The sequence below is a fragment of the Clostridium sp. AM54-37XD genome (assembly GCF_003478225.1).
Classification (GTDB): domain Bacteria; phylum Bacillota; class Clostridia; order Lachnospirales; family Lachnospiraceae; genus Coprococcus; species Coprococcus ammoniilyticus.
Genome location: NZ_QUEV01000003.1, coordinates 208,249 through 225,676, shown reverse-complemented (window position 1 = coordinate 225,676; position 17,428 = coordinate 208,249). Strand labels below are relative to the sequence as shown.

Below are 17,428 nucleotides of genomic sequence, written 5' to 3'. Positions count from 1 at the left end.
GTCATTTGGTCATAATGTTCAAAATTGAATGATCTGAAACAAAAACGACCTAAAAACTTTCAATATTGAAAGTTTTTACAAATATAACAAATTTATAAAAAACAGGGAGATTTGCAGTTCACAAATCTCCCTTCTTATGTTATCATCGTAAAGATGGTGTGCTGGAGGTTTTGTCGAAAGAAAGCGTGCATTTCAATCGATAGGATCACAGTAAAACAGGTACAATAGAAGAAGGGAGATTATTATGAATCAGAAAAAAGAAGCGATTTATGATGCAAGGGAACTGGGTGTTCCGAAAATGTTGCTGTTAGGTTTGCAACACATGTTTGCCATGTTTGGTGCAACTATTTTAGTACCGATTCTGGTAAATACTTATTTTAATGGAGAGGCTTATCCATTCAGGTTACACTGATTTGTGCCGGAATAGGAACGTTATTCTTCCATTTATGTACAAAATTAAAGGTGCCTGCATTTTTGGGTTCCTCATTTGCTTTCTTAGGAGGCTTTAACACAGTCGCAAATCTTGATACCGGAATCTTCAAAGATATGTCTATGGGTGAGAAATTACCTTATGCATGTGGCGGTATCGTAGTAGCAGGTGCGTTGTATCTGGTTCTTGCGCTGGTTGTAAAACTGGTTGGCGTAAAACGTGTTATGCGTTTCCTTCCACCTGTTGTTACCGGTCCGATCATTATCTGTATCGGTCTGAGTCTTGCGCCATCAGCCGTAAATAATGCAAAAACAAACTGGATTCTTGCAATTATCGCATTTGCAGTTATCGTAATCTTTAATATCTGGGGCAAAGGAATGTTCAAGATCATTCCGATTCTTATGGGTGTTGTGATCTCATATGTAGTTGCATTTATTCTTTTCAAATGTGGTGTTCACAATCCGGACGGATCTGCGATCTTCACATTTAAGGCAGTAAAGGATGCCGGATGGGTGGATCTTCCTCCATTCCAGCTTTGTAAATTCAATATTACTTCCATCCTTGTAATGGCACCTATCGCTCTTGCAACTATGATGGAGCATATCGGAGATATCTCAGCAATCTCAGCTACAACAGGTAATAATTTCATCAAAGATCCGGGACTTCACAGAACTCTGATCGGTGATGGCCTTGCTACAGCGTTTGCTGCTGCATTCGGTGGTCCTGCAAATACAACATACGGTGAGAATACCGGTGTTCTTGAGCTTAGCCGTGTATACGATCCAAGAGTCGTACGTCTGGCTGCTGTATATGCGATCCTTCTCAGCTTTTCACCAAAGGTTGCTGAGTGTATCGGTTCACTTCCTGCATCGATCATTGGTGGTGTCAGCTTCATGCTGTACGGAATGATCTCAGCAATTGGTGTTCGTAATGTTGTTGAGAACAAGGTGGATTTCACAAAGTCGCGTAACCTGATCGTTGCTGCTGTTATCCTTGTCAGCGGACTTGGATTCGGTAATGGTATTACCTTCACAGTTGCAGGAACATCTATCACATTAACATCACTTGCTATCGCAGCTATCCTTGGAATTGCTTTAAACGCAATCCTTCCGGGCAAAGACTACGAATTCGACGAGTAAAATGAATAAAGCCTGAATTGGCTTGTAATACAAAACTGCCATATTAAGACACGCTGTGGTTTCGATGAACTGCATATACATGATTCGTAAATGTTCCTGTGCCAACTCGCCCTTTGGGCTCAGACAGGCACCCACATTTGCTGGTATATGCATTTCATAAAGAAATCCTCGCTTGAGGTCTTAATATGGCAGTTTTGTATTACAAGCTGGATTCAGGCTTATGTAGGTTGAGAAGATGTTAGAGGATATAATGTGGTATACTTGGAACAACGATAATTGAAAGGATGGTGCGGTATATGGATGAGTTGGAAAAATGTATGGCAGGAGAAAATTATGTACACTTGGTATAAAAAATCTCCCAGACGTTCCGGATATGATAGATGCGTGTGACGAGTAGAAATTCGTAGTATATCATATCCGGAACGTCTGGGAGATTTTATATCAGGTGTACATAATTTTTTTCTGTTTATTCTACATCCAGAAGTTCAATCTTGAAGTTCAGTTCTTTGCCTGCCATCTCATGGTTTGCGTCAAAGGTGATCGTAGTATCATCCTTGGCGGTTACCTTAACAGGGAAAGACTGTCCGGCTGGATTTGACAGGAATACCTTCTGGTCAATTTCCAGATCCTCAGCACCGGGAAGCTGGTTGATCTCAACAGTTAAGATATTGTCGGGATCCGGCATGCCGTATGCTTCTTCCGGCATAAGGTGTACATCGATGATATCACCGATCGCCATGCCCTTAACAGCTTCGTCAAATCCCTTGATCATCATGCCTGCACCGCATACAAAGTCGATCGGTTCACCACGGTCATAAGATGAATCAAATTTTGTTCCATCGTTAAATGTTCCTGTATAGTGAACCGTACATTTCTTGCCTTCGTTACTCATAAAAAATTCCTCCGATTTCATTGAATGTCTTATTCTAACATGAAATCAGAGGAATGACTATAAAATGTTCATGAAAACGATATCCTGAAGATCTTAGTAGTAACCAAATTCATCAATGGCATCGTCTACACCGTCCCGATAATCGTCATCTTCATCATATCGATCTTCATCGTAATCTCCCATATTGTCATATACGTCATCATATCCATCATCGTAGGAGTCGTAAACATCCTGAGAATGAGCAGCTTCAGTTGCCGTAGAATAACGGGATGAAGAAGAGGACTGTTTATGATAATTGGATTCAGTCGTTGCCTGCGTTGTAACATTATAGGATTTACGGTGACCGTAATCTTTGTGGTACCAGCAGTAGGTTTCGTTTTTATCCACTTCCCGGTCGCATCCGATATAATAGCAGGTATGCTTTCCGCTGTCACTGACAGCACCGATGATGTAACAGATAATAAGAAAAATAATGATGCCTGGGAGGCATCCTCCCGAATTAGAATTTGAATGTGACATATGAATCCCTCCGATCGAAAATGTGGTCAACCTACCGTTTGCCTATAGAGAAAAATAAGAAAAACGGAATTGTGGTTAATGTATACAGGTTTTTGTTATATAGAGAATACAAAAAACGATGTACAAAAAAAGACACATAAATATATTTGCGGTAAATATATTAGCAGAACCTGAAAATTAACTATAGAAGTTATCAGCAAGATGGTTTAAAATAAAAAGGGAAATTGGATTTAAACATAAGTGATATGATGAAAAGAGAAAAGAAATGAACAATAGACAGAAACGAGAAAAGCTGTTTTATAGGAAAAAGAAGAATTATAAAAAAGCCGGTATCTGCATAGGGATGGCGGCTATATTAGCGAGCACGGTTTTTCCCTGGGACAGCCTGCACGATGCCAATAGAACCAGTACAGGACAGACAGATACAACGATTCATACATATGATATGAGTGAGCTTGCTTCGAAAGAACAGCAGGATCATACAGTACAGATCAATGGGAAAGATTATACGGTTGCCGGGCTGAGTGATACGACAGAGCAGACGGACGAAGCGATGGAGATCTGTGATCAGGATATACAGGATGAGAGTGCGGAGAATCGGGATCCGGTAGAATATATTGCCGGGGTTCCGGTGAAAGAAGCGAAAGATGCTTCTGATGTGGTAGAACTGATCAATGATAACTGGGATCAGGACTACACAGTACCGGATACAGAAACAACAGAACCAGGATCCGATGGAAGTACAGACTCCAATGACAAATATCAGTTAAAGCGTCTGATGGTATTGACGGATGGAGCGCAGCTTACAGACAGCTATGGTGCATCCGAGATCCTTCATTATGGAGATTATAATGAATATGTGCTGCAGTTTGATACAACTGCGGATACGGAATATGCTTATTATGAGTTAGCGGATGCTTATGGTACGGATCATTGTTTTATCGATCAGGTGGTAGACAGTGATATTCTTGCAGATGTTCCGGACATTGAAGACCATAATTCCCTGTCCTGGGGCGGCAGCGTGATGGGATTTGGCTATCTGAAAGCAGAATATGATTATTATGTGATCGATCAGGAAGTGACAGTTGCCATTATTGATACAGGTTTGGATGCAACGAATAAGATTTTTAAGGGCAGAATAGATACCAAGCATAGTTATTGTTTTCAGGGAAAAGATAAAGTAAGCAAAAACAAGGCATATACGGATGGAAATGGACACGGAACCCATGTAGCCGGTATCATTGCAGATAATACACCGGAAAATGTAAAACTGATGATCCTTAAAACCTTTGATGATGCAGGTAAATCGTCAAATCTTGCAATCCGGAGCGCGTTACAATATGCGGTATCCCAAAAGGCAGATGTAGTAAATATGAGCCTTGGATGGACAGGATTATTCTGGAAATATTCTACGTTATTAAAGGATGTATTAAAGAAGGCAGAGACATCTGGAACGGTTGTCTGCTGTGCAGCCGGTAATTATGCAACGGATGTCAGCACAACTTACCCTGCAAACAGAGGAAATGTAATAACTGTAACTGCGATGAACAGCAATGAGAATTTTGCAGCCAGCTATTCCAACTATGGAGATACTGTTGATTTCTGCGCACCGGGAACCAGTGTTGTATCAACATATCTGAAGGGTAAGTATCAGAAAATGTCCGGTACCTCTATGGCAACGCCACATATAACAGCGGCGGTGGCATATGTGAAGATGATCCAGCCATCACTGAACTACAAGGGTGTGAAGAAGGTACTTAAGAAATATGCCGTTGATAAGGGAACCTATGGCTGGGATCCACAATATGGCTGGGGCTATGTTAATCTTCATGATTATTTTGATCAGTCGGGTCTGAAGGTCCAGTATACAGATTATGATGAAAATGGAAATGAAAAGCCGGAATCGCAGACTGCATTTTCCAAGCAGACAGTTACCAGAGAATATGGAAGCAAGGCATATCGGTATAAAGTTACGACCAATTCAGAGGGAAAAGTGACATATCAGTCATCTAATACCAGAATTGCGGAAGCAGATGAAAAAGGCTATATTTCGATAAAGGGTGTAGGAAGCTGCACGATCACTGCAACGGTCGGAGCAGATGCAGCATATAAAACGACATTGGCAAGTTATACGCTGACTGTAACGCCGAAGGATATATCCGGTCTTACAGCAACACTGTCAAAGAAAGTATATCAGTATGCGGGTAAGAGCTGTAAGCCGTCCGTGACGGTTGCCGGATTGAATAAAGAAGATTATACGGTAACATACAGAAATGCCAAAAAGGTTGGACGTGCAACCTGTGTTGTGACCGGAACCGGAAATTATACCGGAAAGATCGAATGTCCATATACGATCCGGCTTGCAGCAGCAGAACTGAAAACGGTAGCAAACCAGAAGAGTGGCTTGTCTTTGACCTGGGACAGCGTACCGGGAGCAGAGGGCTATCGGATCTATCGCAGAACATATAAAGGAAAATGGCAGAGAATCGGAGATGTCAATTCCGGAGACACATTGACTTATGTAGACACATCTGCAAAATCAGGCACATGGTATGCATATAGAATCCGGGCTAGAAAGGGCACATCTTTTGGTGCTTACAGCGATGCGGTAGTAACCCGGAGACTGACCAGACCGGCAATATCGGTAAAAGAACGCAGCTACGGTGTTGCAGTAAAATGGAAATCAATCAAAGGAGCAAAGAAGTATAAGATATACAGACAGGAAGAAAAAGGCTCCATGAAACAGATTGGAACAACAACGGATCCTTACTGGAAAGATAAGACGGCAAGATCCGGTTATCGCTATGTATATACGGTAAAGGCAGTAAGCGGCAGTGCGCAGAGCAGTGCAGCAAAAAGAGTCACAATTATAAAGAAGTAAAATGTACAGGCATCATTTGAAGTCAGGTGGATTTGATTTTGGATGGTGTCTGTTTTGAAAGGAAAGAAAATGGACAAGAAACAGGTTCAGGAAACATATAGAGAGACAACGCCGGAAGAAGAACAGGAATATTTTGAAGAAGTAGAAAATGAGCTGCAGTGTGATCTTCAGATCACACAGGAGAGCATCGACTATCGGAATCAGGCGATCAAAGTGCAGAAGAAATATATGCGTGACAGCCATGGAGATATGGACGACGAGGAATTCCTGCAGAACATGAACAATGTAAATAACGATACATTTTTTATCGAACATGCGGCAAAGCAGGTAGATGTACTGGCGCACCAGATCGAGAGTCCGTATTTTGGAAAGATTGCATTTGAGTATCAGGAGGATGGACAGGTTCTTCCGGTCTATATCGGAACAAACGGCTACTGGTCGATGGATGAACAGGATCAGAAGGTCTATGACTGGCGTGCTCCGATCGCATCGATGTATTATGATTATGAGAAGGGCGAGGCATCCTATCAGGCCCCCGATAAAGAATATTTTGGAAAGATCGTAGAGAAGAAGCAATTTGATATCAGTAATGGAAGACTGCATAATGCAGTCGATACCGATGAGAAGATCAATGATATGATCCTGCTTGATGCACTGGGAAAGAACAGCGGCACGAAGATGAAATCCGTAGTTGCAACGATCCAGAAAGAACAGAATGCATTGATCCGTAATAAAATAGCTTATAATCTTATTGTGGATGGACGGGCAGGAAGTGGTAAGACAGTAGTTGCGATGCACAGACTGGCGTGGCTGTTATTCAACAATCGTAAGACGATGTCGGCAGACAATGTTATGATCCTGTCGCCAAATGGAATCTTTGGCGATTATATTGCCGGTGTGCTGCCGGAGGTCGGCGAGGATAATGTACCGGAGAAGGAATTTGATTCTCTGATGGAGGAAATCCTGTTTGTGGACTGTGATTATGAGACAAAGCTGGAACAGGCAGACCGGATCACGACACATCCTGATATGGAAAGTCCGGAGATGAAGAATATTGCATGGAAATCATCGATAGCGTTCTATCAGGCATTTAACAAATATCTGGAAGAGTATACGGCAAATATTAAGTTTAAAGATTTCCATTTTGAGAAAACAGAATTTACAAAGGATCAGATTGAGAAGATGTTCTATAATCGTTTTGCCAGATATCCGGTCTATGAACGTTTTGAGAAGATCGCATATTTTATAGCAGACCGGGTAGAGGATGAACAGGATCAGGCATTTACGGATGAGAAGCATCAGAAGATGGAGAACCAGATCACAAAAGAGATGATCTATCAGTATGCGGAGCGCAACCTGATCGAATTATATCAGGATTTTCTTAACAGTCAGGCTGAACAGTATCCGGGTATCGAACAGTACCGGAATGAGTATGGAAAGGTGTGCTATGAAGATATTCTGGCAGTCTTTTATCTGCAGATTTATTTCTATGGATGCAAGTCCTATGACAATATCAAGCATCTCGTGATCGATGAGATGCAGGATTACAATATATTCCAGTATGCGGTATTGGATCGTATTTTTAAATGTAAGAAGACGATACTGGGTGACAGCCTGCAGGTGCTTTATTATAATCCGGAGGAAACGGTGCTGGATGTATTGCAGACGGTATTTGTGCCGCATGGAGGAACAGGTGGCTGCCAGATCAAGACTCTGGATACTGCATATCGTTCAACCTGTGAGATCACAGAATTCTGTAACAAGATTCTGGAAGCAGACCGGGCGTCAGACGAGGGGGAAGCCCATCCACTCAACCGCCATGGCATGGAGCCGGTGACGGAGCAGGCAGAGAGCATAGAGGACGCTGCCGGATTTATCGAAGAGAAGCTTGATTATGGAGAACTGGATGATTTTGATAATGTGGCAATTCTCTGTGATGATGAAGAACGTGCATTTGCCATGTACAAAGAACTGGAAGAATATGAGCAGGTGACATATCTTACAAATCAGTCGACTGTCTATAATGGCGGCGTGGTCGTTCTTCCGAAGTTTCTTGCAAAGGGGATGGAATTCGATGCAGTGTTTGTTATCAATGAACAGGATGTGATGGAAAACCGGATCAGCCGGCACGCATTTTACATTTCCTGTACAAGAGCACTGCACCAGTTATATGTGATCAATGTTACAAATTAAACTTGATTATTTCAAGTTTGAACTGCTATAAATATACATTATTAAGATAAAATACTTCAAAATATCATTTTGGATGGTGCTTGACTTGAGATATTGACGTATAAATGCAGGAGGATTAGAATGCCTCTTGTCAAAAGGTTTATCCCTTACAGGTAACACCGGATAACTCGTGACAATAAAATATTTGTTAAACGAGGAGATACGAAGATGAGCAGACAGTACGACCCATATGAGAATGTGGTAGCAGTGATGGAAGAAGCCATGAACATTGGTGGAATTGACAAGAGGATGTTTGAGATCATCAAAAATCCACAGCGTGAGACTAAGGTTTACCTTCCTGTGGAGATGGATGACGGAAGTGTTAAGGTATTTGAAGGATACAGAGTCCAGCATTCAAATATCAGAGGACCGTTCAAAGGAGGTATACGTTATCACAAGAACGTATCACTGAATGAAGTCAAAGCACTTGCAACATGGATGTCATTAAAATGTGCAGTGGCAAATATACCATTTGGAGGAGCGAAGGGTGGTATCAAAGTAGATCCGGCTACACTTTCCAGACGGGAATTGTGTGCATTGACGAGAAGATATACCTATGCGATCGAGCCGATCATCGGAGCAGATACCGATATACCTGCTCCTGATGTAAATACAAATGCACAGATTATGACATGGGTGTTAGATACATACAGCCAGCTAAAGGGAAAACCTTGTCCCGGAGTTGTGACAGGAAAACCACTGGAGCTTGGCGGTTCCAAGGGAAGACCATCGGCAACCGGACGTGGAGTTGTGATCAGCACCAAGCTCCTTCTTGCAGAAGATGGCAAGGCGTTAGAAGGTACTAAGGTTGCAATTCAGGGATGCGGTAATGTTGGCGGCAATACAGCCAGAATATTTGGACATAGAGGTGCGGTTGTTGTAGCGCTCAGTGATGTGTCGGGTGGAATCTACAAGGAGACTGGGTTGGATGCAGATAAGGTAACGGCTTATGTAGAAGCCGGTGGTCTGCTTGCAGACTATCAGGAAGATGGTGTTACCCATATTTCAAATACAGATATTCTTACCTGTGATTGCGATGTACTGGTTCCGGCAGCACTTGAAAATCAGATCACGAAAGAGGTTGCGGAGAAGTTAAAATGTTCTTATATCGTTGAGGGTGCAAATGGACCGACGGCAGCAGATGCAGATCCGGTCCTTGCAGAAAGAGGTATCAGGCTTGTGCCGGATATTTTTGCAAACAGCGGCGGTGTTATTGTTTCTTATTTTGAATGGGTGCAGAACATTCAGGAAATGACATGGGAAAAACCGCAGGTAAATGAGATGCTTGAAACGATCATGACGAAAGCATTTGGAGAAATCGTGGAGGAGAGCAAAAAGAGTCATTGTACTTTGCGGATGGCAGCCTATATCATTGCTTTAAAACGATTGATCCATACGGAAGAGATCAAGGGTATATTCCCGTAAAATATACAGATGCAATACTACATGGTATTTTTAGTGCTGGATTTATCCTGTTATTAGTAGTAAAATACAGATAGGATAGATAGAAGTACATTGATATCAGAAATATGAAAGGGATGTCCTTCTCAGATGAAGGATGTCCTTTTTCTATACCAAAGTTTCTATATAAATAAAGGTATTTGGCAGATGAGATGTATAAGAAAATGGAGAGTAAAACTATGCGTGAAGTAAAAGAGACGGCTTACTGTCTGGATGAGGTAGATCAGAAGATTCTGGAACTGTTAGAGAAGGATGCCCGTATGTCTTTAAAGGATATTGCAGAATGTGTGTTTCTGTCATCAACAGCAGTATCTACAAGAATAGAGCGGTTAAAGGAAGCAGGGGTGATCGAGGGCTTTCAGGTACAGATTAATCCGATCGCACTGGGATATTATACAAAAGCATTTATTAATTTAGAGGTAGAGCCGAACGACAAACAGGATTTTTATCCATTTATCAAGAACTGCAAAAATGTTGTGGAATGTAATTGTGTGACCGGTGACTATTCTATGCTGATCGAGGTTATCTTTGAGACGACGATGGCATTGGATCTGTTTATTGGTGAATTACAGAGATTTGGAAAAACAAAGACTTTGATCGCATTCTCGACCTCTGTAGAACACAGAAATATCTACTGGAAGGAAGAAAATCAGGAGCCGAATACATAAATTTTTTTTCGAAAGCGGATACTAACAATGGGAGGTTGCTTATGAAACAGAACGTAAAGAAAAAAGAGACATATATTCCATCATCCAACGGAAGAGATAAATTACATGTCATTGTCTGGATTCCAAAGGGTGAGATCAAGGCGGTGCTTCAGATCTCTCATGGTATGATAGAGGATATGGAACGTTATGACCATTTTGCAAGATTTATGGCTGCCAGAGGAATTCTGGTATGCGGAAATGATCATCTGGGGCATGGACTGACAGCCAGAAATAAATCCGAGATGGGTTACATGTATGCTTATGATGCCAGTAAGACGATGGCAGCAGATGTTCATCGTGTGACCAGATGCATAAAACGGGCATATCCGGATCTTCCGTATTTTCTTATGGGACACAGTATGGGATCATTTATTGCAAGAAGATATATGTGCGAATATGCAAAAGATCCAAAGTACCCTGCAAAGCTGCAGAAAAATGCCAGCATAGATGGTTTTATCTGTATGGGAACGGGCGGACATCCGAAGTGTATGCTGAAGATCGGAGAGGCAGTAGCCGGAGTGGAGAGTATGCTCCGTGGCGAGAAGCATAGAAGCAAATTGTTGCAGGTGCTTGCATTTGGTACTTACCTTTTCGGTATTCCCAGAATGACGATCATGAACGGTGAGAAGCGGAAGCGTACCGTGAAAGACTGGCTGAGCAGAGACTATGTTCAGGTTGACAAATATATGGCAGATCCGATGTATGACTATACTTTTACGGTAAAGGGCTACAAGACGTTATTCAAAACACTGGAATTTATTCAGGATGAGGATAATCTGGCAAATGTGCCAAAGAATATGCCGGTATTGTTCATATCAGGGAGCAAAGATCCAGTCGGACACTATGGCCTGGACGTGAAGCTTTTATACAACAAATACAGCAGATATATCACAGATGATGTCAAATGCATCCTGTACAAGGATGCGCGTCACGAAGTCATAAACGAGATCAACAATATTCAGGCATATTACGATATCTATAACTGGATCGACCTGCACACCATAGGGGTGTAGGGATGGAAACACATTTGATTATAAACGAGGGCATATCTGTAAAATACGCATGACTACCTTCGTATTTTACAGATATGCCCTTGTTTTATATACAAATGTGAGTGTGAAGTATATGGATTTCATAAATTAATATAAGAAAATATATTGTACAAAAATCTAATATACTTTGGATTGCAAATCTTTATATTATGTAAAAACAGAACAGGTGGTAACCCTCAACCGGGGCATTTTCAAACCATAGCATGAACGGCTGAGAGTTACCGCCTGTTCGTTTGCGTTACAAGCTGATCTTCTTTTCGAGGAGCACGGAGCTTCCGATATAGCTTGCCACCATTACTACGAAGTAGAGTGCGATCTGTGGGATCATGGCATACATGGCTTCCATAAATGTTGCATCCGGTCCGGGATTGGACAGATGGGGAATCTTAGAAGCAATTACAGACAGGATCACATAGAAGACGATGAACAGTACGAAACTGATAAAACCTTTAATCTTCTTTGTCTGAAGAATGGTGGAGCATACCGATACCGCAAGGTAGGCAAGTGTGATCGTCATAAAGAACTGGATCAGAAATACAAGGATAAATGCCAGTAATCTTAAGATAACGCCGCCAGGGAATATCCCCCCATTTCAAGAATATTACTTAGAAAATCATAAAAAGTATCAATGGAGTCATATGTGGAGTATGCCAGGCTGAGATCTAAGGTCAGTAATCCAAATATAACAGCAACGATTATTGCACCTGTCAGCAGGATGGATAACAGTTTGGCGCCGATTACTTTATAGCTGGATATAGGAGCCATAAAGACCAGATATCCTGATTTGTTTTTCAGATCCTGGCTGTAACTGATTATGCCGTAGATCAATACAAACAGGTAACAGCAGAAAGCCGCGAGAATAAGCAGGGAAACAGCAATAACAGAGTGATCTGCATGTTCGGTTAACGTACCAATGAGAAAGTAAAGCTCAATGGCAGCTATGACGATCCCTACGATCAGAAGTGGAAAGATTCCACGGCGAAATTCATATTTTAACATTTTTAACATAATTGAATACCTCCCAGTTTATGCGTAGATTTCTTTATACATATCAACAATGGATTTGCCCTGTGCGATACGAAGTTCTTCTGCATTACCCTGTAATACACAGGTTCCGTTTTTGATGAAGATGGCATGATCAATGATCTTTTCCAGTTCATCCACCAGATGGCTTGACATGATAACGGCAGTGTCGTCTGAGATATTAGACACGATTGTATGAATGATCTTCTCGCGGGCAATGATATCGATGCCGTTTAACGGTTCGTCTAACATAATAACTTCCGAATTCCTTGAAAGTGTTGCAACGATCTTCAGCTTTGCCATCATACCGGATGACATCTCACGCACTTTTTGCTTTGGCGACAGATCCATTTCCTGTAACAGTCGCATGTATTTGTCATAATCAAAATCAGCGAAGAAATCACGGTAATATTTTCCGACATCGATGCAGTTCATATAACCGAAGAAATAGGCTTCTGTAGGCATATATGCGATATGCGCCTTTGCTCTGTAATCCAGTGGACGGTTATCCATTGTGATCGTACCGGAGGACGGTTTTGAAAGCCCGGCGATCATTTTCATAAGGGTGGATTTACCGCTTCCGTTTGGACCGAGTAGAGCATAAATGTTACCGGATATGATATCCAGTGACAGGTCCGAAACAGCGGTCGTACTCATATACTTTTTTACTAAGTGTTCACATTTAATCATAGTATTCATTCCTTTCAATACTTGTTTTTACAGGGAATAGTAGTCCTGCAATAATCGGATGATCTCTTCCGGCGTATATCCCATGCCGGTGAGCTGTTCATCCAGAACTGTAAGGATCTGCTTTAACTGTTCCTGTTTCAGCCGATCAATTACCTGAGGATCTTCTGTTACAAATGTACCAATTCCACGTTTCGTATATGACAGTCCGAGAGATTCCATCTCGTTATAAACCCGGGCCGCGGTGTTTGGGTTGATGTCATATTGGATGGCAAGCTCTCTGGATGATGGGAGCTTGGTACCAAGTGGCAGGGTACCTGTAATAATCTTCTTTTTTATATCATCGATGACCTGAAGGTAGATCGGCAGGTTTGATTTAAATTCCAAATGCTTCCCTCCTAACTACTGTGCTAGTTGGATAGTACACCAATACACTTGGGATGTCAAGCATAAAAAATAAATTTATAAATATTAATTTGCCGGCAAAAACTTCCATTTACAGGTGAATTGCCGGATAAAGGTTGAAATTAATGAGAATAATTCTTAAAAAGGTATTCAAACCTGACAAAATATGTGTTAGTATAAACTTATCAAAAGTAAGATCGGAATAAATCATTGGAGTGAATGGGTATGGCAGAGAAAAGAAACACAAAACAAAAACAGGTTATATATTCGGTTATAAAAGAATTGAAAAGTCATCCGACTGCTCAGCAGCTTCATCAGATCCTGGTGGAGAGAGGTTATAATATAGGTGCATCGACTGTATACAGAGTATTGGCGGATGCGGTTGATGACGGCATTATCATGAATGTATTCTCATTTGATAAGAATGAACATTTTGATGGCAATCCGGTTCCGCATTATCATATTATCTGTACTAAATGCGGAAGAATCTTCGACAGCCATGTGCCATATGATCCTGAGATCGATGAGCGGGGCAGACTGGCGGATGAGGACTTTATCATTTCATCCCACAATCTTGAATATGTCGGCATCTGCCTGAATGTCAGAACGAGCAGGAATAACACCATGCTTTGATGGGTTGTTCAGGTTTTATATAAGATTGCAATATAGCATACATACAGACAACCACATATGGGTGTTGCTGTATGTGTATGCTATATTTTATGCAATCTTATATAAATCCTGATAGTGTTATAAAGCATGGTGTTATTCCTGCTCTTTGTTATCTTCATTGTCTTCCCTGTCGAAAACCTCAAACTCAGCGTCATTATTCTGGATGGTGGAAATCACCTTGGCAGATTTTACAGGACGCATCGGATCGGTCATTGGATTCTGGATGAAAGTCTGGTTTGATGATGGCAGGACAACATTCTGACCAAGAATGGATCTGCGGTCACGGATTGCACGGCGTCTGGCACGTTCTTCTGCAGGGAGCTGTTCCTCATCTTCCATATCCTCATCTGCTTCGGGACCCTCGTCGATGTCTTCCGGTTCATCCATGTCATTATGATCTGTGACAGGCTTATGCTCGGAATTTGACCGGGCTTTTTTGCCGCGCATATTCAAAAGAGTGCTTATAAAGTCGGAGCTTTCAAAGCTGTTTTTTTGACCGGACGATTTATCGGTTTCGTTGGTATCTTCATCATCTTCAAGTTCTTCCATGTCTTCGTATTCGATTGAAGAATCAATATCGGAATCTTCGGAATCAGCGCTTTCGTCTGCAGTGTCTGCATCAGATTCATCCGAATCGTCTTCTTCCGGTTCTGCATTTCCGAATAATTCATCGAAATAGGACTGTTCGATATGGATATCAAAATCTGCTTCGGCATGTCCGACCTCATCCTTGCAGTCGTTATAAATCTTTGTGTTATACGTTTTCTTAAGCTGTTCGATCAGTTCTTTATCATCATACTGAAGCTGCTCCAAAATACGGGCAACAATGATTCCCTGATATTCGTCGCTCCAGCCATCTTCGAGCTTGATCACGATACCGAGCTTCCGGCTTCGGATCGCCATACAGATCACACCTCTGGAACCGTCCTTCATAAGAAGATCCGGGTTCTTATTTACATAGTAAGATGGTGTAAAGTAATCGTTGATCTTTTCAGGATTCTTGTTAATACAGTCGAAGTTATAGGTGATTGCTTCCCGTATATCATCCGGCAGGTTGAACGGATCTGCAAGTTTTGCATAAGCAAGTGCGATATTACGCATTGGAAGTGCAAATACCGGAACACCACAGCCGTCGATTCCCAGACTGATCCGGTAAGTCGGAGTCTGGCTTAGCATGGATAAGAATGAAATGATCTGCTTCTGGACAGGAGAGTCCGGAAGCTGGTAGCCGGTGACTTTTCCTGTCAGTTCACGCTGCAGCATCATAAGGCTTAAGTGCTTGCCGGAGCAGCAGTGCTGCAAACGGCTCTTGCCCTCTACAGGATTCAGCTTGGAACCAAGTGCAAGCTTGTCCGCAAGCGGTGTTGCAGATGTGGAGATCGTTGGATTCATGATCATATCTTCTTCTTTTAAGCCCGTTTTTTCCATGATGCTCTGAAGTACATAGATGTGATGATTACTGCCCCAGTGAGAGGAATTACAGATCGTTACTTCTTCCTCGCTCAGGTTATATTTTTTATGAAGACCTGCAAGCAGGGTAGGAAGCACCTGGATCGGTTTGCTTGCGGAACGCATATAAGTCTGGCGCTCAATATCACCGGTATAAGCAATTGTTTCGCCGGTTGATGAAACAATAGCAATAGATCCATAATGTACATTTTCAACAACATCGCCACGGTATTCTTTTACTAAAATTTCAGCCATAAGTTCTTCTTCCTTTCATCTTCGTATACTCAGGCATTTGTGGGATTATGACAGGTCAAAATCTGTGTAACAGCCTGAAAGTATATCGGTAAAATAATTAAGTAGAGTTTATCACAAGTAGAAAACCATTTCTACCCGGAGAATATAGGAAAGAAATTTTTTAATCAAAAATAACCAGTAAAAATTGTTAAAAGATACATGAAAAATTCATGCAAAATATGTGTTTGTTTTGTAAAAATGTTTAAAATTTCTATATTCTTTCAACTTTTATTGTGAAAATGCAATAAAAAACTTTGCTTATTACAAAAACAGTGGTATAATGCATTTATATTAATACGCACGAAGGGGTGACATTATGATTAAAAAAGAAATGATAGCCATGCTTCTTGCAGGAGGACAGGGAAGCCGTTTAGGTGTTCTGACCTCTAATCTGGCTAAGCCGGCTGTAGCTTTTGGCGGCAAATACAAGATTATCGATTTCCCATTAAGCAACTGTATTAATTCAGGTGTTGATACAGTAGGTGTTCTTACACAGTACAGACCACTGAGGCTTAACCAGCATATTGGAATCGGTATCCCTTGGGATCTGGATCGTAACATAGGAGGCGTGACAGTTCTTCCGCCATACGAGAAAAGTGATAACAGCGAATGGTATACAGGTACTGCAAATGCTATTTATCAGAACCTGGAGTTTATAGATTATTATAATCCTGAATATGTTCTGATATTATCCGGTGATCATATCTACAAGATGGACTATGAAAACATGCTGGAATATCACAAATCCTGTGATGCTGATATTACACTTGCTACATATCAGGTACCATGGGAAGAGGCTAGCAGATTTGGCGTTGTAATTACAGATGAGAACAATGTTATTTCAGAATTTGAGGAGAAACCTGCAAATCCTAGAAGTAACAAAGCATCTATGGGTATATATATATTCAGTTGGAAGGTGCTTCGTGAGGCACTTGTAAAGATGAAGGATCAGCCGGAATGTGACTTTGGTAAGCACATCATTCCATACTGCCATTCAAATGGCAAGAAGATCTGTGCATACGACTTCAAGGGTTACTGGAAGGATGTAGGAACACTTGGTTCTTACTGGGAAGCAAATATGGAGTTAGTAGATATTGTTCCTGAATTCAATCTGTATGAGGAGTTCTGGAAGATCTACACCAAGACAGATGCGATCCCACCACAGTACATAGATGCAAGCGGCAGAGTAAGCAGATGTATCATCGGTGAAGGAACAGAGGTATACGGCGATGTTGAGAATTCCGTTATCGGTTCCGGTGTTACGATCGAAAAGGGTGCAGTCATCCGTAATTCGATCATTATGAATAACGCAACGATCGGTGAGAATGCATATATGGACAAGGCTATCATCGCAGAGAATGTTAAGATTGGTAAGGATGCTAAGCTTGGAATCGGAGAAGAAGCTGTCAATGAATTCAAGCCACAGATTTATTCATTTGGACTTGTTACGATCGGAGAAAACTCAGTTATTCCTGATGGTGTAACAATCGGTAAGAATACTGCTATATCTGGTGTGACTACTCCGGAAGATTATCCGGATGGTAACTTAAAGAGTGGCGGAAGTATTATAAAGGCAGGTGAATAG

Annotated in this window: 14 protein-coding genes and 1 pseudogene; 8 read left to right on the top strand and 7 right to left on the bottom strand. The window is 41.5% G+C overall.

Features of this window, described 5'->3' with window-relative positions:
- Nucleotides 1-244: 244 nt before the first annotated feature.
- A pseudogene (locus tag DXA07_RS04270) lies at nt 245-1,569 on the top strand (uracil-xanthine permease family protein).
- Between the two features lie 466 nt (nt 1,570-2,035).
- On the opposite strand, the gene DXA07_RS04265 reads toward DXA07_RS04270, so the two are convergent.
- Together DXA07_RS04265 and DXA07_RS13165 are read right to left on the bottom strand one after the other, a co-directional pair.
- On the bottom strand, nt 2,036-2,461 hold the full coding sequence (locus DXA07_RS04265; RefSeq protein ID WP_021943146.1) for a peptidylprolyl isomerase: 426 nt from the start codon (nt 2,459-2,461) through the stop codon (nt 2,036-2,038).
- Nucleotides 2,462-2,554: 93 nt separating this feature from the next.
- Nucleotides 2,555-2,980 (bottom strand): hypothetical protein, encoded by a 426-nt coding sequence (locus DXA07_RS13165; protein ID WP_021943147.1) that lies wholly within the window; start codon nt 2,978-2,980, stop codon nt 2,555-2,557.
- 265 nt (nt 2,981-3,245) lie between these two features.
- On the opposite strand from DXA07_RS13165, the gene DXA07_RS04255 reads away from it, so the two are divergent.
- The 5 genes from DXA07_RS04255 to DXA07_RS04235 all read left to right on the top strand — a co-directional run bounded on the left by DXA07_RS04255 (nt 3,246) and on the right by DXA07_RS04235 (nt 11,274).
- Nucleotides 3,246-5,861, top strand: coding sequence for a S8 family serine peptidase (locus DXA07_RS04255; RefSeq protein WP_118483496.1), 2,616 nt, complete (start codon nt 3,246-3,248; stop codon nt 5,859-5,861).
- Nucleotides 5,862-5,906: 45 nt separating this feature from the next.
- Nucleotides 5,907-8,054: an AAA family ATPase gene (locus tag DXA07_RS04250; RefSeq protein WP_118483615.1), complete on the top strand. Its 2,148-nt coding sequence runs from the start codon at nt 5,907-5,909 to the stop codon at nt 8,052-8,054.
- Between the two features lie 207 nt (nt 8,055-8,261).
- Nucleotides 8,262-9,518, top strand: a complete 1,257-nt coding sequence (locus DXA07_RS04245) for a Glu/Leu/Phe/Val dehydrogenase (RefSeq protein ID WP_118483494.1) — start codon at nt 8,262-8,264, stop codon at nt 9,516-9,518.
- A 245-nt stretch (nt 9,519-9,763) separates the two neighbouring features.
- Nucleotides 9,764-10,222 carry an Lrp/AsnC family transcriptional regulator gene (locus DXA07_RS04240; RefSeq protein WP_117785369.1) on the top strand — a complete coding sequence of 153 codons (459 nt, stop codon included), beginning with the start codon at nt 9,764-9,766 and terminating at the stop codon, nt 10,220-10,222.
- A 41-nt stretch (nt 10,223-10,263) separates the two neighbouring features.
- Nucleotides 10,264-11,274: an alpha/beta fold hydrolase gene (locus DXA07_RS04235; RefSeq protein ID WP_118483492.1), complete on the top strand. Its 1,011-nt coding sequence runs from the start codon at nt 10,264-10,266 to the stop codon at nt 11,272-11,274.
- Between the two features lie 277 nt (nt 11,275-11,551).
- Here the strand turns inward: DXA07_RS04235 and DXA07_RS13350 are convergent, their stop codons facing one another.
- The 4 genes from DXA07_RS13350 to DXA07_RS04220 are packed head-to-tail and all read right to left on the bottom strand — an operon-like array spanning nt 11,552 to nt 13,410.
- Complete coding sequence (locus DXA07_RS13350; RefSeq protein ID WP_243015411.1) at nt 11,552-11,830, bottom strand: hypothetical protein; 279 nt, start codon at nt 11,828-11,830, stop codon at nt 11,552-11,554.
- 41 nt (nt 11,831-11,871) lie between these two features.
- Nucleotides 11,872-12,321 (bottom strand): hypothetical protein, encoded by a 450-nt coding sequence (locus DXA07_RS13345; protein ID WP_243015410.1) that lies wholly within the window; start codon nt 12,319-12,321, stop codon nt 11,872-11,874.
- An 18-nt stretch (nt 12,322-12,339) separates the two neighbouring features.
- Entirely contained in the window at nt 12,340-13,026 is a 687-nt protein-coding gene (locus tag DXA07_RS04225; RefSeq protein WP_117823210.1) for an ABC transporter ATP-binding protein, read from the bottom strand.
- 27 nt (nt 13,027-13,053) lie between these two features.
- Nucleotides 13,054-13,410, bottom strand: coding sequence for a GntR family transcriptional regulator (locus DXA07_RS04220; RefSeq protein ID WP_117808646.1), 357 nt, complete (start codon nt 13,408-13,410; stop codon nt 13,054-13,056).
- A 243-nt stretch (nt 13,411-13,653) separates the two neighbouring features.
- On the opposite strand from DXA07_RS04220, the gene DXA07_RS04215 reads away from it, so the two are divergent.
- Entirely contained in the window at nt 13,654-14,061 is a 408-nt protein-coding gene (locus DXA07_RS04215) for a transcriptional repressor (RefSeq protein WP_118483490.1), read from the top strand.
- 132 nt (nt 14,062-14,193) lie between these two features.
- On the opposite strand, the gene DXA07_RS04210 is transcribed toward DXA07_RS04215, so the two are convergent.
- Entirely contained in the window at nt 14,194-15,804 is a 1,611-nt protein-coding gene (locus DXA07_RS04210; RefSeq protein ID WP_118483488.1) for an asparaginase, read from the bottom strand.
- A 355-nt stretch (nt 15,805-16,159) separates the two neighbouring features.
- Between DXA07_RS04210 and DXA07_RS04205 the strand changes: the two genes are divergently transcribed.
- Nucleotides 16,160-17,428, top strand: coding sequence for a glucose-1-phosphate adenylyltransferase (locus DXA07_RS04205; RefSeq protein WP_008400201.1), 1,269 nt, complete (start codon nt 16,160-16,162; stop codon nt 17,426-17,428).

Excerpts from the sequence above, each read along its gene's own strand:
- DXA07_RS04265 (WP_021943146.1), bottom strand. The coding sequence starts at position 2,461 with ATGAGTAACGAAGGCAAGAAATGTACGGTTCACTATACAGGAACATTT.
- DXA07_RS13165 (WP_021943147.1), bottom strand. The coding sequence starts at position 2,980 with ATGTCACATTCAAATTCTAATTCGGGAGGATGCCTCCCAGGCATCATT.
- DXA07_RS04255 (WP_118483496.1), top strand. The coding sequence starts at position 3,246 with ATGAACAATAGACAGAAACGAGAAAAGCTGTTTTATAGGAAAAAGAAG.
- DXA07_RS04245 (WP_118483494.1), top strand. The coding sequence starts at position 8,262 with ATGAGCAGACAGTACGACCCATATGAGAATGTGGTAGCAGTGATGGAA.
- DXA07_RS04235 (WP_118483492.1), top strand. The coding sequence starts at position 10,264 with ATGAAACAGAACGTAAAGAAAAAAGAGACATATATTCCATCATCCAAC.
- DXA07_RS13350 (WP_243015411.1), bottom strand. The coding sequence starts at position 11,830 with ATGACGATCACACTTGCCTACCTTGCGGTATCGGTATGCTCCACCATT.
- DXA07_RS13345 (WP_243015410.1), bottom strand. The coding sequence starts at position 12,321 with ATGTTAAAAATGTTAAAATATGAATTTCGCCGTGGAATCTTTCCACTT.
- DXA07_RS04225 (WP_117823210.1), bottom strand. The coding sequence starts at position 13,026 with ATGATTAAATGTGAACACTTAGTAAAAAAGTATATGAGTACGACCGCT.
- DXA07_RS04215 (WP_118483490.1), top strand. The coding sequence starts at position 13,654 with ATGGCAGAGAAAAGAAACACAAAACAAAAACAGGTTATATATTCGGTT.
- DXA07_RS04210 (WP_118483488.1), bottom strand. The coding sequence starts at position 15,804 with ATGGCTGAAATTTTAGTAAAAGAATACCGTGGCGATGTTGTTGAAAAT.
- DXA07_RS04205 (WP_008400201.1), top strand. The coding sequence starts at position 16,160 with ATGATTAAAAAAGAAATGATAGCCATGCTTCTTGCAGGAGGACAGGGA.